The organism is Pseudonocardia sp. TRM90224 (assembly GCF_021245725.1).
Lineage (GTDB): Bacteria > Actinomycetota > Actinomycetes > Mycobacteriales > Pseudonocardiaceae > Pseudonocardia.
Genome location: NZ_JAJGSX010000055.1, coordinates 1 through 14050 on the forward strand (window position 1 = coordinate 1; position 14050 = coordinate 14050).

General features: G+C 71.0%; 14 protein-coding genes and 1 pseudogene. 8 read left to right on the forward strand and 7 right to left on the reverse strand.

Annotated elements, in window-relative coordinates:
* A pseudogene (locus tag LL648_RS39180) lies at nt 1–1041 on the reverse strand (IS3 family transposase); the annotation flags it as partial.
* A 755-nt stretch (nt 1042–1796) separates the two neighbouring features.
* Complete coding sequence (locus LL648_RS39185; protein WP_232668070.1) at nt 1797–2621, reverse strand: polysaccharide lyase family 7 protein; 825 nt, start codon at nt 2619–2621, stop codon at nt 1797–1799.
* A gap of 198 nt (nt 2622–2819) precedes the next feature.
* On the opposite strand from LL648_RS39185, the gene LL648_RS39190 reads away from it, so the two are divergent.
* A complete protein-coding gene (locus tag LL648_RS39190) occupies nt 2820–3236 on the forward strand; it encodes a hypothetical protein (RefSeq protein ID WP_232668029.1) in 417 nt (138 codons plus the stop codon).
* A gap of 14 nt (nt 3237–3250) precedes the next feature.
* Here the strand turns inward: LL648_RS39190 and LL648_RS39195 are convergent, their stop codons facing one another.
* A complete protein-coding gene (locus LL648_RS39195) occupies nt 3251–4144 on the reverse strand; it encodes a LysR family transcriptional regulator (protein ID WP_255687408.1) in 894 nt (297 codons plus the stop codon).
* A gap of 123 nt (nt 4145–4267) precedes the next feature.
* On the opposite strand from LL648_RS39195, the gene LL648_RS39205 reads away from it, so the two are divergent.
* The 4 genes from LL648_RS39205 to solA are packed head-to-tail and all read left to right on the forward strand — an operon-like array spanning nt 4268 to nt 7966.
* Nucleotides 4268–5203, forward strand: a complete 936-nt coding sequence (locus LL648_RS39205; protein WP_232668030.1) for an ABC transporter substrate-binding protein — start codon at nt 4268–4270, stop codon at nt 5201–5203.
* Between the two features lie 5 nt (nt 5204–5208).
* Complete coding sequence (locus tag LL648_RS39210) at nt 5209–6060, forward strand: amino acid ABC transporter permease (RefSeq protein ID WP_232668031.1); 852 nt, start codon at nt 5209–5211, stop codon at nt 6058–6060.
* Nucleotides 6057–6824 carry an amino acid ABC transporter ATP-binding protein gene (locus LL648_RS39215; protein WP_305080817.1) on the forward strand — a complete coding sequence of 256 codons (768 nt, stop codon included), beginning with the start codon at nt 6057–6059 and terminating at the stop codon, nt 6822–6824. Before LL648_RS39210 ends, LL648_RS39215 begins: the two co-directional genes overlap by 4 nt.
* Nucleotides 6821–7966 (forward strand): N-methyl-L-tryptophan oxidase, encoded by a 1146-nt coding sequence (gene solA, locus LL648_RS39220; RefSeq protein WP_232668032.1) that lies wholly within the window; start codon nt 6821–6823, stop codon nt 7964–7966. The genes LL648_RS39215 and solA overlap by 4 nt, the downstream gene beginning before the upstream one ends.
* Here the strand turns inward: solA and LL648_RS39225 are convergent.
* The 3 genes from LL648_RS39225 to LL648_RS39235 are packed head-to-tail and all read right to left on the reverse strand — an operon-like array spanning nt 7943 to nt 9744.
* On the reverse strand, nt 7943–8263 hold the full coding sequence (locus LL648_RS39225; protein ID WP_232668033.1) for a type II toxin-antitoxin system PemK/MazF family toxin: 321 nt from the start codon (nt 8261–8263) through the stop codon (nt 7943–7945). The two genes, solA and LL648_RS39225, sit on opposite strands and share 24 nt — an antisense overlap.
* Nucleotides 8264–8273: 10 nt before the next feature.
* Complete coding sequence (locus LL648_RS39230) at nt 8274–8498, reverse strand: hypothetical protein (protein WP_232668034.1); 225 nt, start codon at nt 8496–8498, stop codon at nt 8274–8276.
* Nucleotides 8499–8553: 55 nt separating this feature from the next.
* Entirely contained in the window at nt 8554–9744 is a 1191-nt protein-coding gene (locus LL648_RS39235; RefSeq protein WP_232668035.1) for an MFS transporter, read from the reverse strand.
* Between the two features lie 127 nt (nt 9745–9871).
* On the opposite strand from LL648_RS39235, the gene LL648_RS39240 reads away from it, so the two are divergent.
* The gene (locus LL648_RS39240; protein ID WP_232668036.1) at nt 9872–10780 is read left to right on the forward strand and encodes a helix-turn-helix domain-containing protein; all 909 of its coding nucleotides are present in this window, start codon (nt 9872–9874) and stop codon (nt 10778–10780) included.
* Here LL648_RS39240 and LL648_RS39245 read toward each other — a convergent pair.
* Nucleotides 10750–11871 carry a C45 family peptidase gene (locus tag LL648_RS39245; protein ID WP_232668037.1) on the reverse strand — a complete coding sequence of 374 codons (1122 nt, stop codon included), beginning with the start codon at nt 11869–11871 and terminating at the stop codon, nt 10750–10752. The genes LL648_RS39240 and LL648_RS39245 overlap by 31 nt on opposite strands.
* A gap of 115 nt (nt 11872–11986) precedes the next feature.
* Between LL648_RS39245 and LL648_RS45590 the strand changes: the two genes are divergently transcribed.
* The gene (locus LL648_RS45590) at nt 11987–12895 is read left to right on the forward strand and encodes a TetR/AcrR family transcriptional regulator C-terminal domain-containing protein (RefSeq protein ID WP_232668038.1); all 909 of its coding nucleotides are present in this window, start codon (nt 11987–11989) and stop codon (nt 12893–12895) included.
* 235 nt (nt 12896–13130) lie between these two features.
* On the forward strand, nt 13131–13874 hold the full coding sequence (locus tag LL648_RS39255) for a DUF899 family protein (protein WP_232668039.1): 744 nt from the start codon (nt 13131–13133) through the stop codon (nt 13872–13874).
* Nucleotides 13875–14050 lie beyond the last annotated feature (176 nt).

Consider the following 14050-nt stretch of genomic DNA (forward strand, 5'->3'; position numbering starts at 1 on the left):
TTCCGCTCCCCAACCAGGCTCTCGACCCACAACACACCTCCGGCTCGAGGTGTTGCGACGACCGGTTGAATCCGCCCTGAGATCCGGCGTCGCTGTGATGGATCAACCCGTCCAACTCGATGACCCCGGCCTGCTGTCGGGTCCAGACGGCCTGCTCCAACGCGTCGAGCACCAGCGTGGTCTTCATCGTGGTCGCCGCTCGCCAGCCCAGAATCCGGCGGGAGTAGGCGTCGAAGACGAACGCCACGTAGACCATGCCCGACCAGGTCGGGACGTAGGTGAAGTCCGCGACCCACGTGCAGTTCGGGGCGAGCGGGTTGACGTTGCGCTCGACCAGATCTGCCGGCCTCGCCGCCGCCGGGTCAGCGGTCGTGGTGCGAACGCGGCGACCACGGCGGGCACCGACCAGGCCCAACTCACCCATCAACCGCTCGACCGTGCAGCGGGCCACCGCGATGCCTTCGCGGTTGAGCTGCAGCCAGACCTTCCGCGCGCCGTAGACCCGGTAGTTCTCGCCGTGGACGCGCCTGATCTCGACCTTCAACGCCTCGTCGCGGCGTTCCCGGGCCGACGGGGTGCGTGTCCGGGCCAGGGCGGCGTAGTAGGTCGATGGGGCGATCGCGCAGCCGTGCTCAGACAGCACGGTGCAGATCGGCTCGACTCCCCAACGCAGCCCACCCACATCCTGACTGGCGTGGGTGTTGATGAACCTCACGAGCGTGTCGAGGGCCGGTCGAGCTCGGCCGCGAAGAAAGCCGACGCGGCCTTCAAGATCTCATTGGCTCGGCGCAGTTCAGCGTTCTCCCGCTTGAGCCGCCGCAGCTCCGCCGACTCCTCAGTGGTCGTGCCCGGCCGCTGACCAGCGTCGGTCTCGGCTTGGCGCACCCACTTACGAACAGTCTCCGCCGTACCGACACCGAGCTTCTGCGCGACCGCGCCCATCGCGGCCCACTGCGAGTCGTAGTTCGGGGTGACCTCGGCGACCATCCGCACCGCTCGCTCACGCAGCTCCGGTGGGTAGTGCTGGGACCGACGTGTCATGACTCCATCTCCTCACAAGATCGAGTCTCCCGACACGCCGGGGCGATTCAGAGAGTGCCCATCCCGGAGACTTGCCCGCCCGGCGAGGGCGCCCTTAAAACACGCGACCACCAAGACCGACAAGACCACAGCCGCGAGCCCATCCACCACGACCCACCCCACGGGACGCGACCCGAGAGCCCATCTCCACCCACCCAAACGCGACACTCACCGCTCCGAAACGCGTGACTCACCCGCCGAACCGCGGGACTCGCTCGCCGGAACGTGGGACTCGCCGTGCCAGAAGCGTCGACTCACCGTGCCGAAGGTGACGACTCACCCGCTCCGACTCGCGCCCGGCCCGGCTCCGACCCGCGCACCCGCTGCCCGACGGCCTGACCGGCGACGACGACGTTTCGGCAGTTCGTGAGCGCTAACAACAGCCATAACGTCGTAGTCGACGGTCAACTCCGGCAGGCGACTCACGGCTCCGCAACGCGCGACTCACCGCTCCGAAACGCGAGTCGCCAGGCTGACCGTGTCGACTCACCGCTCCCAAACGCGCGACTCGCTCGCCGAGACGCGGGCCTCGCCCGCCGAAGCGCGGGACTCACCGTGCCCAAAGTGTCGACTCACCGTGCCCAAAGTGACGACTCACCGTGCCAGAGGTGTCGACTCACCGTGCTGTCGGTGTCAACTCACCGTGCCGAAAGTGTCGACTCACCCGCCTGCGCGCCCCGACTCGCGCTCCGGCAGAGCCCGACTCGCGCGCGCGGTCACTGCCTGCCCGGCTGTGCGCTGCCCTCGGTGTGGGACAGCTCCAGCGAGTACACCGCGACCGTCCCCGGTGTCCCGACCTCGTCGCCCTTGTCCGGGCTGGACTGCACGTAGGCGCCGACCTTGAAGTACCAACCCGTGCCGCTCTTGTCGAGTTCGGCCTTCTTCGTGCCGTTGTAGATCACCTCGACCCGGCTGTCGGCCGCGATGATCGAGATGTCGAACGGGGTGCCGAGCTTGTAGGCGGGGTCGAGGAGGGTCTCGCTCTCGCCGTCGTCGTACTGCACCATCAGCCGCTCGCCTTCGAGCCTGATCTGCAGGACGTCGTCGTCACCGTCGTGGATCTGCGCCGCCACGATCTCGGGCTTGGCCGTCGGCACCGCCAGGATCGCCTCGCGCACGTTCAGCACGTGCCGTCCGGTGGTGTTGCTCCAGGAGGCGTTCTCGTCGCCCTGCATCTCCCGCAGCTCCGAGCGCGGGTAGCTGCTGTTCTTCGTCGTGACGCCGCCGACCTCGGCGGTGAATAGCACGGCGTCACCCTTGTCGGTGAGCCGGAAGAACTCGTTGCTGAACTCGGGCAGCCCGGGTGGCATCACCTCTCGCGGCTTGCCCTCCTCGCCCTCCGGGAGGGTGAGCTTCCAGTTGCTGAGGTCGAGCAGGTCGGAGGGGTGCTCGACGGCCGGGCGGACGGGCACGGTCGGCTGCGCGACGACCGGTGGGGCGGGCACGGGCGGCACCGGTGGGAGCGCTCCGGAGACGCCAGCGACCGGTGCCACCGTCGCCGCAGCGGTGAGCGCGGCGAGAACCAGGTTGCTCAACGTCATCACGGACCATCCCTCGACCTGCGCAGTTCCCGACCGGCGTCGTCCCCTGCCGGTACGTGCCCGCACCGTAGCTGCGCCCACACCACGAACCGGCAAGCCTCACCCGATCGTTGATCACCCGAATCGTGGGCAGCACCCAACCGATCGCCGCCAGTTCAGCTCATCCAGGGCATCGATCAGCTACCGGGAGGTCGCGCCATGTCGTCGCCCGCTCGCAGCCGTCAGAACGCCGCGCTCGGCTGCGCCATCGCACTCGCGGCGCTGCTCACCGGACTGGCCGTGTGGATGGTCGTGGCGCTCGGGCGGGTCGAGGCCTCGCCCGACGCCGACACCCTGGTGGTCATCATCGCCGAGACGATCCTGCTCATGACGGCCGCGATGTTCGGGACCGAGGCCGTGCTCGCGTGGGTCGCAGCCGCGTGCGTCACACGCCGGCGAGTGCTGCTGCGCCCGCTGCTCAGCGTCATGATCACACTGCACGTGCTCGCCGCATTGCTGGGCCTGCCGTTGAACGCCGCCTGGTGGTGGTGGCTCGCCGTGCTGCCGGCCGTCCCGATCGCCGTCGCGACGCTCGTCCTGGATCGACACCAGGTCGACCCGATCGGCGCGACCTGACACCGCCCGCCGGCTCATGCCACGCGGAACAGCCGCACGCCCTCGCGCAGGGCATCGATCAGCTGCGCGAGCAGCGGGTTCTCGTTGGACCGCCGGTGCACGGCGTAAACGCGCCGGGTGGGTGGGGTGACGGTCAGCGGCACGGTCACGATGCCCGGTCCGGGCACGTGGCCGAGCGCGGGCACGAGCGCGATGCCGAGCCCGTGGCGGACGAACTCGTGCATGACGTCGAAGTCGTCGGTGCGGTGGGCGATCCGCGGCTCGAACCCGGCCGAGGTGCACATCCGGTTCAGCAGCGGCGACGTCTTGCTCGCGATCCACGTCTCGCCCGCGAGATCGCCGAGGTCGATCGCGGCGTTCCCACCGAGCCGGTGCTCGGCGGGCAGCAGCAGGTGACGCCGCTCGGTCAGCAGGTGCACCGCTTCGAGCCCCGACGGCAGCGGCGGCGTGCCGAGGTCGTTCTCGTAGACGACTGCAACGTCCAGCGGTCCCTCGGTGAGCGCGGCCAGCAGCTCCTCGAGCGTGCCCTGGTCGAACGAGACCACCGACTCCGGGTTGGCGGCGGCGAAGTGCGCCAGCGCGGCCGGCACGATCCGCTGGCTGGCGGTCGGGAAGCTGCCGAGGCGGATCTCGCCGCGCCGGCCGGTCGCGATGGCGACGGCGTCGCGCTCCAACCACACCAGCGCGTTGACGATCTCCGAGCCCGCGGTGGCGAGGTAGCTCGCGGCGGGCGTCGCGCGGATCCCGCGCGGCAGCCGTTCGAACAGCACGAGCCCAGTGGCCCGTTCCAGCGCCGACACCTGTTGCGAGACGGCGGGCGTGGTGTAACCCAGCTCAACGGCCGCCCGCGCGAACGAGCCGTGGGCGAGCACCGTGCGCAGCGTCAGCAGGTGGATCGGGTTCAGCATCGGCCGAGGTTAATGGCAGGTAGCTCTCGAATAAAGAAGGTCTGTCCCAGCTAGCCCTTTTCCTGCGCGAGGTCGTGTCCCACAGTGTGTGCAACCTGGCCCACACCTTGGGAGGAGTCCTCGATGCGAGCCGTGGCGAGAGCGACGACGGCGCTGGTGGGAGTGCTGGCCGCACTGCTGCTGGCCGCCTGCGGCGGTGGTGGCGGCGGCGACGGTGGCAGCGCCGCCGCACCCGCGTCCACCTCCGAAGCGAACCAACGGATCGACCCGTTCACGGAGGTGGCGAAGGTCGACGCGGCCGCGGCGCTGGTGCCGCAGCGCATCGCGTCGACCGGGACGCTCACCGTCGTCATGAACGTCTCCAGCGCGCCGACGAAGTTCTTCGCCGACGACAACTCGACGATCGTCGGGCTCAACCCCGACCTCGCCAGAGCCCTCGGCCGGGTGCTCGGGCTGGAGGTGACGATCGCCGACGTCCAGTTCGACGGGATCATCCCCGGTCTCAAGTCGGGCAGGTACGACGTCGCGATCGCGAGCATGGCGCCGTCGGCGGAGCGGGTGCAGGCGCTGGACATGATCCGGTACGGCGCGTGGGGCACGTCGCTGGCCGTCCCAGCCGGCAACCCGGCGGCGCTGCGGCTCAACACCCTGTGCGGGCACGCGGTGGCCGTGCAGCAGGGCTCGGTGCAGCACCTCACCCGCCTCCCGGAGCTGTCGACCGCGTGCACGGGCGCCGGCCAGCCGGCCGTCCAGCCGGTGGTGCTCCCCGACCAGACGACGGCGTTGCTGCAGCTCAGCAGCGGTCGCGTCGAGGCGGTGCTGGCCGACACCCCGGTGCTGGCGTGGGCGGGCCAGCAGCGGCCGGGCACGATCGACCTCGTCGACGAGATGAACCGCAGCGGCGTGGCGGTGGCGACGGCGAAGGGCTCCGACCTCACGCCCGCGCTGGAGGCGGGGCTCACCGCGCTGATGGCGACCCCGACGTACAAGCAGATCTACGCCAAGTGGGGCATGGACGGCTCCGCGGTGGACCAGGCCGTGCTCGAAACGGCGGGGTGACGGGCGTGCCGTCCCAGGTCGCCGGGCTGTCCACCGCCGAGGCGGACGGCGACGACCTCGTTGTCGTCGCACGTCGCAGCCCGCTGCGCGCGATGGGCATGGTCGTGGTCGTCGCACTGGCCGCGCTGCTCGTCTACACGCTCGTCACGAACCCGCGCTTCGAGTGGGCTGTCGTCGCGCGCTACTTCACCGCCGAGGCCGTGTTCGAGGGTGTGCTGCTCACGCTGCAGCTCACGGCGCTCGCGATGATCGGCGGGATCGTGCTCGGCGTGATCCTGGCCGTCATGCGCCTCTCGAAGAGCGTGCTGCTCTCCCGCTGCGCGTGGACCTACATCTGGTTCTTCCGCGGCACCCCGCTGATGATCCAGCTGATCTTCTGGTTCAACCTCTCGGCCCTGTTCCCCGGCACCGGGGTGAACGCGCTGATCACGCCGTATGTCGCGGCGCTGCTCGGGCTCACCCTCAACGAGGCCGCCTACCTCGCCGAGATCGTGCGCGGCGGGCTGCTCGGTGTCGACCGCGGCCAGACGGAGGCAGCGCAGGCGTTGGGTATCGGGCGCGGCCGCATCCTGCTGGGTGTCGTGCTGCCGCAGGCGATGCGGGTGATCGTGCCGCCGACGGCGAACCAGACCGTCGCGATGCTGAAGAACACCTCGCTGGTCAGCGTGCTCGGCGTCGCCGACCTCCTGCACAGCGCGCAGATCATCTACTCGCGCACGTTCCAAACGATCCCGCTGCTCATCGTCGCGTCGCTCTGGTATCTCGTGATCACGACGGTCCTCGGGGTCGGCCAGCACTACGTCGAGAAGTACTACGGCAGGGGCAGCGACCCGCTCGCCGGCCAGGAGGCGGCATGAACGCGGAGCCGATGGTCCGGGCGTCGGGTGTGCGGAAGTCGTTCGGCCGCACGGAGGTGCTCAAGGGCGTCGACCTCGACGTCGCCCGCGGTGAGGTGTGCTGCCTGCTCGGTCCGAGCGGCTCGGGCAAGTCCACGCTGCTGCGCTGCGTCAACCACCTGGAGAAGGTCGACGCTGGCCGCATCTGGGTGGACGGGGAGCTGGTCGGCTACCGGCAGTCCGGGCGCACGCTGCACGAGCTGAGCGAGCGCGAAATCGGCCGCCAGCGCGCCGACATCGGCATGGTCTTCCAGCGGTTCAACCTCTTCCCGCACATGACGGCGGTCGAGAACGTCATGTACGCGCAGTGCACCGTGCGTCGCGAACCGCGGGCGAAGGCGAGGGAGCGGGCCGAGGAGCTGCTGGCCCGGGTGGGGCTGGCGGAGAAGGCCGGCAGTTATCCCGCCACGCTGTCCGGCGGGCAGCAGCAGCGGGTGGCGATCGCGCGGGCGCTCGCGATGCAGCCCAAGCTGATGCTCTTCGACGAGCCGACGTCCGCGCTCGACCCCGAGCTGGTCGGCGAGGTGCTGGACACGATGCGCGCGCTCGCGGCCGACGGCATGACGATGATCGTCGTGACCCACGAGATCGGGTTCGCCAGGGAGGTCGCCGACTCGGTGCTCTTCCTCGACGGCGGGGTCATCGTCGAGCGCGGCGCGCCGAAGGCCGTCCTCGTCGCGCCGGAGCATCCCCGCACGCGGGCGTTCCTGGAGAAGGTCCTGTGAGCGGTGGGTGGGACGCCGATGTCGCGGTGGTCGGCGTCGGAACGGCGGGCAGCATGGCGCTCTGGCAGCTCGCCGCGGCCGGTGTCGACGCCGTCGGGTTCGAGGCGTACGCACCCGGCCACGACGGCGGGGCGGCCGGCGGCGAGACCCGCCTGTACCGGATGGCGTACGCGGAGGGCGGGCGCTGGCTCGGACCGCTGCGCCGCGCGCTGGACGGGTGGCGCCAGCTCGAACGGGAGACCGGCGCGGCGCTGCTGACGCAGTGCGGCGGCCTCTCCATCGGGCACCCCGACGAGGACTACGTGCGGTCGGTGCTCGCGATGGCCGCCGAGCACGACGTGCCCGTCGAGGTGCTCGACGAGGCCGAGGCCGCGCGCCGGTTCCCGCAGCACACCCTGCTGCCGGGCGAAGTGGCTGTGCTCGACCCGCAGGCCGGCGTGCTGCGCAGCGACGCGGCCGTGATCGCTGCGGCCGCCCGGGCCGAGGAGCTGGGCGCGAAGGTCCTGCGCCACTGCCCCGTCGAGGACATCCGGCCGCACGACGATCACGTCACCGTTGTCGCCGCCGGGCGCACCTGGCATTTCGGCGACGTCGTGCTGTGCGCCGGCTCGTGGTCGGGGCGCTTCCTGCCGTCGGATCTCGGCGCGCGGGTCCGCCCGCAGCGGGTGCTGCTGAGCTGGTTCGCGGCGCGCGACCCCGCCGCGTTCGCGCCGGCCCGCTTCCCGGTCTTCGTCAGGGAATCCGGGGGCGTGCACCTCTACGGCACCCCGTCGGTCGATGGCGTGACAGTCAAGGTTGCGGGCGCGGCGGTCTCGCACGTCGTCGACGACCCGAACGCCTTGCAGCGCCGCCACTCCCCCGGCGAGGTGCGCCGCATGGCAGACGCCGTCGGCCGCTTCCTCCCCGACCTGCACCCCGACCCGGTGCGGGTGGACGCCTTCACCGACCTGTACGCCGACGACGGCGTGCCGATGCTCGGCCGGGTGCCGGGCGCGCAACGCCTCATCGCGGCGACCGCGTTCTCGGGGCGCGGCTTCAAGCTCGCCCCGACGATCGGGGCGGAGGTCGCCAACGTCGTGCGCGGCGACCCCAGCCCCGACCTGGCGTTCTGCGCACCGTCAGAGTTCGAGGTACGCCCGTAGCGCCACGTCCACCTGTTCCATCGTTTCGGCTGGCACGACGGTGACGCGCTCGGTCAGCCGGCGACGCATCACCTGTTCGAGGGTGCCGGCTACGGCCCACCCGTAGGGCTCGATGGTGACCGACAGCAGCGACTCCGTCTGCTGCGCAACGACGTGCACCGCAACCAGGGTCGGCACGTTCGCGGCGTTGACCGCGTCGGTCGACACGATCAGCCGCAGGTCGCTGCGGTTCTCCCGCACGATGACCGGGTTGTAGCGCCAGATCTCACCGCGAGCCGGGTACGCGGCAGTGCTCACCCCTCAGCGCTCACGCCTCGGCCTGCGCCGCGGTGAGCTCGGCCTCGGAGTCCTCGGCGTACGACGGGTTGGCCCGGTGGAACTGTTCGAGCTGCGCGACGGCCTCTCGCATTTGATCTTTGCGCACCAGCTCGGCGATGTACCCCGACGCACCACCACGGTGCCTCGACCCGCACTGACGGATCCGAGCGTTGGTGTCGGAGTCCAGCGAGAACGTTGCCCTTACCTTGGACATACCGCGGAGCATACGGCACTGGCACTGCCGTGTATGAACGACCGGTAGGACGGTTTCAGCCGGCCGGGAAGGCGTGGCGCTTGCCGCCGATCACGGCGGCAGCCGCGGCGGCCAGCAGGACGAGCGCGGCCCAGGTGATCGACGCGGTGCCCAGGTCCGCGATGAGCAGGCCGCCGAGGAACCCGCCGAGCGCGATGGACGCGGAGAACACCGTGATGGTGATCGACTGGGCGACGTCGGATGCCTCCCGGCTCGCGGTGATCGCCGCGCCGACGAACAGGCTCGGCGAGCTGCCGAACGCGAAGCCCCAGGCCGCCGCGGCCACGTAGACCAGCGCGGGCGCGCCGGCGAACACCGCCAGCACCAGCACGGCGGCCGCGAACAGCACCGTGCTCCCGACGACCAGCTTGCGGAGGTGGTGGTCGATGTGCGACCCGACCACGACCACGCTCAGGACCGACGTGACGCCGAAGGCGAACAGGACCCAGCCCGCCTGGCACTCCATGTGCGCGTAGCCGAGGAAGTCGGTGACGTAGGTGTAGACGATGTTGTGCGCGACCATGTACGCGGTGAGCGCGAACAGGATCGTGCGCAGGCCGGGGATCGCCAGGACCTTCCGGACGGTGAAGCGGTCGGTCACCCGCTGTCCCGGCAGGTCGGGCAGCCACCCGAGCACCCAGACCATCGTGAGCACGATCAGCGCGACCGCCGCCCAGAACGCGGTCTGCCAACCGCCGAAGGCGCTGAGCCACGTACCCAGCGGAACCCCGAGCGCCAACCCCAGCGGCGTGCCGGCGAGCGCGATGGCGATCGCCCGGCCCTGCCGACCCTCTGGAGCGAGCCGGGCGGCGTACCCGCCCAGCAGCGGCCAGATCAGCCCGGTGCCCAGCCCGGCGACGAACCGGATCACCATGGTCAGGGTGTAGTCGGTGGACACCGCGGTCAGCACGTTCGCGACCGCGACGGCGCCCAGCGCGAGCAGCAGCACGGTTCGGCGGGACCACGCGGCGGTGACGCGCGAGAACGGGATCGCCGCCAGTGCGGTGGCCAGGGCGTAGATCGTCACGATCTGGCCGGTGAGCGCAACGCTGGTGTCCAGCGTCCGGCTGATCTCCGTGAGCAGGCCGGCCGGGAGGCACTCGGTGAGGATGCTGATGAACCCGGCCAGGAAGAGACCGGTCAAGGCGGCGTGCGGGAGGCGGCCGCGGGTCGCGGCGGGTGCGCCTCCGGTGCGGGTTTCACTCATGCTGCCAAGCTGCGCCGGACGCGGGCGGTCACCCAGACCTCCGTTCGTCGTACGCACCGCGTGCCTACTACCGGCAGGGACAGTCTCGGCAGCCGCAGATGGCGGCAGCCGGCGTGATAATGGCGCCATGGTCACCCAGACCGACCCCCGGGCGGAGCTGACCGAGTTCCTGCGCAGCCGCCGGGCTCGGCTGCAGCCGTCCGACGTCGGCCTGCCCGAGTACGGGCGACGGCGCCGGGTGCCCGGCCTGCGCCGGGAAGAGCTGGCCCAGCTGGCGGGCGTGTCCGTCGCGTACTACACCCGCCTCGAACAAGGCAACGGGCGGAACGTGTCACGCGAGGTGCTCGACGCGATCTCAACGGCCCTGCGGCTCTCCGAGACGGAGCACGCCCACCTGCTGCACCTCACCCGGCCCGGATCCCGCCGCCGTCCGATGCCGGTCAGACGGCAGCAGGTCCGTCCGGTGCTGCGGGAGATGCTGAGCGCGATCGAGAACGTGCCCGCCTACATCTGGGGACGCCGCACCGACGTGCTCGCCTGGAACCAGACGGCCTCGGCGCTGTTCGGCGACTGGGCCGCCCGCAGCCCGCAGGACCGCAACTGGGCGCGCATCGTGTTCCTCGACCCCGACGCCCGGATCCTGTTCCCCGAGTGGAGGACGAAGGCGGCCGACGTGGTCGGCCAGCTGCGCCTCGACGCCGGGAAGCACCCCGACGACCCGCTGTTCGCCGAACTGGTCGGTGAGCTGTCGGTCAAGAGCGACGACTTCCGCGTGCTGTGGGCCGCACACGACGTCAAGCGGAAGACCCACGGCACCATGCGCCTGCGGCACCCGCTGACCGGCGAGCTGACCGTGCATTACGAAACGTTCCGCCTGCCGGGCGACCATGAGCAGGCGCTGTCCATCTACCACAGTCCACCTGGGACGAAGTCGGAGGAAGCGCTGCGCCTGCTCGCCAGCTGGGGCAGCGACGCCACCCTGGACGGGACGCCCCAACCCGCGCGCTACGGCTCGAACGTCAGCTCCGGCGAGTAGATCCCATCGGCCAGGTAGAACTCCGTCGACATGCTCCGCGCGCCGACGTCGAAGACCGAGCGCCACAGCGTCCGGACCGGGTAGCCCTCGGCAGTCGCCGCATCGAACCGCACGCCGTCCAGCACCGCCCGCAGCGACTCGCCGGAGACCGTCTCCTCGGCCTGGGCCGCCAGCGCGCGGTAGCGGCCGTAGGTCAGCATCGACTCCGCGTCGTCCTGCGGCAGGTCGCTGGTTCCGTGCCGGAACAGCGGGTGGTTGGTGACGCAGAGCGCGCCTCGATCGCTGCTGGTGACGTACTCCTGGCCGCCGCTCGCCCGCTCCCACACGAAGGCGTCGCCCGAGGCGTCCGCGACGAGGTAGTGCAGCTGCACACCGTGGTCGTGCTGCTTCGTGTCGTACAGCGCGGCGCGGGCCTCCTCCGCGGTCGCGCACGTGTCCAGCAGGAACCGCGGCAGCTGCAGGCCCGACAGCCCCACCTGCGGGCTGCCGTCCTCCGGCATCGAGGTGTTCTGCGCGTCGGCCATCAGCAGCGCGACGGCGAGGCCGTGCTCGTTGATGCCCTCCATGGCGCCGTCGAGCTGGTCCATCGTGAGCACGATCGTCGCCGGGCCGTCGTCCGGCCGCGAGTGCAGGACGTGCGGCCGCGACGCCCACGCCGGCTGGTCGGTGGGCATCGGCTCGCCGCTCATCAACGCGACCATGCCGGCCTGGCTGACGGTGAAGAAGTCGTAGTTGCGGCCGAGCAGCCCGCTGCCTTCCTTCGTGAACGCCGGCGGGTAGAAGGTCACGGAGCAGGCCGAGCCCTCCGGCACCCCGGCGAGGCCGTCGAGGTACAGCTCGTCGGCCTCGAGGTCGACGCCGAGCGCGTCGGCGGTGCCCTGCATGCGGGCGTGGTGCTGTGGCCAGTTGCGTTCGAACCAGAGCCGGCGCGCGCGGGCCTTCCGCCGCTCGGCCGGCTGCGGCGCCCAGCCGTACGTCGCCCGCGCCGCGTCGGCGAGTTCGCGCCCGATCTCGCGCTGGCTGCCGCTCGCGGTGATGCGCCGCACGGTCATGAAATCGGTGTCGCCGCCGGCGACAATGTCGGTCGTCATGAGGTCCCCTCGTTCAAAGCTGCGTACGTTGTTCCTCAACTGTGGCGGGAGCATGTGAGAGTCAGCAAGTGAAACGGGGGTTTGCCCTACCTTCCCGTACTAGTACAGTTGAATAGTGACCGAGGCATCGTTCCGTCGTATCGCCGCCGACATCGCGGCCCGGATCGCGACGGGACAGCTGCGCCCCGGCCACCGGGTGCCGTCGACGCGGCAGGTCATGCGGGAATGGGGGGTTGCCAACGCCACCGCCGCGAAGGCGCTCGCGCAGCTGCGGGCCGAGGGGCTCGTCGAGTCCCGACCCGGTTCGGCGACGGTGGTCGCCGGGCTGCCCCGGAGCACTCCGGCGGCGACCGGCGGGGCACTCAGCCGCGACCGGATCACCACGACCGCCATCCGGATCGCCGACACCCACGGCGGCGACGAGCTCTCGATGCGACGGCTCGCCGACGAGCTGGGCGTCGGCCCGATGTCGATCTACCGGCACGTCTCCGGCAAGGACGAGCTGGTGCACCTGATGTCGCGCCACCTGCTGAGCGACTACCCCTTGCCCGACCCCGCGCCGGAGGGTTGGCGTGCACGACTCACCGCCGAGTGCCGCTCGCAGTGGCGGATGTACCGCGACCACCCGTGGCTCACGCGACTCACGTCGGTCATCCGCCCGACCGTCTCCCCGGAGGGCATGGCACGCACCGAGTGGATGCTCGACGCGCTCGACGGGCTCGGGCTCGACCCCGCCGAACGCCTCCGGGAGGCGATCGCGCTCCCCGCGCTCGTGCTGGGGATGGCGAGCACGCGGACGAGGGAGCTCACCGCCACCCGCAAGAGCGGCCTGTCGACGGTCGAGTGGTGGAACGCGCAGGAGGCCGAGCTGGCGACGTACCTGGCCGGCGGCCGCTTCCCACACCTGGCGAGCATCGACACCGCCGACCCCGTCGCCGACCTCGACGCGCTCTTCGAGCTGGGGCTCGAACGGCACCTCGACGGGCTGGAGGCGCGCCTGCGCCGGCTGGCCGGTCGCTCCTGAACCGGGCCCGTCCCGCCGTCCCGCCGTCCCCGGCAAGGGCAGCAAAGCCACTTTCCGGCCCTGTGAGGGCAGGAAAGTGGCTTTCCTGCCCTCCCCAGGCGCGGGGCAGCGCGGTCCTGTTCGTGCGCCTGGACACGGTCCCGGGGATGCAGGAGCGATGATTCTCGGCCTCCCGACGGGTCTCAACTACCTGGGCCGGTGACCGACCGGCCCGCGACGACCGGATGGAGAGCCGATGCTCACGAACGGCACCCTCAGGAACGACAGGAAGTACCCGAAGCCCGACGTCGTCGATCGCGCGACGTGGCAGGCTGAGATCGACCAGCTCCTGGTGCGGGAGAAGGCGCACACGCGTGAGGGCGATGCGATCGCGGCCGCCCGGCGGCGGCTGCCGATGGTCGAGGTCGACGCCAGCACCCCGGTGGTCGGGCCCGACGGCCCGGTGCCGCTGATCGACGTGTTCGAGGGCCGCCGGCAGCTCATCGTCTACCTGCACATGTGGCACGACGGCAGTTCCGCCGCCGAGCAGTGCGAGGGGTGCACGTTCTTCACCGAGCACACGCCGGACCTGTCGTACCTGCACAGCCGCGACGTCACCTACGCGACGTTCTGCCAGGGCACCTATCCCGAAAGCGCCCGCTACCGGGACTTCATGGGCTGGACCATGCCCTGGTACTCCGCACGTGACTCGGGGGACGCGCTGCTCGCCGGCCGCAGCTTCGGCGGCTACGTCTGCTACCTCCGCGAGGAGGACCGGGTGTTCGAGACGTACTGGACGACCGGCCGCGGCACGGAGGTGACGGGCACCAGCTACCGCCTCCTCGACCTCACCACGTACGGCCGCCAGGAGACCTGGGAGGACTCCCCCGCCGGATGGCCGCAGCCGTACGCCACCGCGGGCGAGCAGTTCCGGCACGACGGCCGCCCGACGGCGCAGTGGTCCCGGCTGGCCGCCGGCCGCTCGGACGAGCTCACCTGATCAGCTGCAAAGCGGTGGCCCGGAGATTCGGCAGGTCGGTAGCCTGGTGGGCATGAAGGGGCGTCTTTCCGCGACCGCGCGAGCTGCCAGCTCGCCGGTTGCCGCCGCCTGATCCCTTCATCCCGCCGGCGACCGGAGACGGATTCTCCGGCGCCATCCCTTCGGTCTTGCCCGTG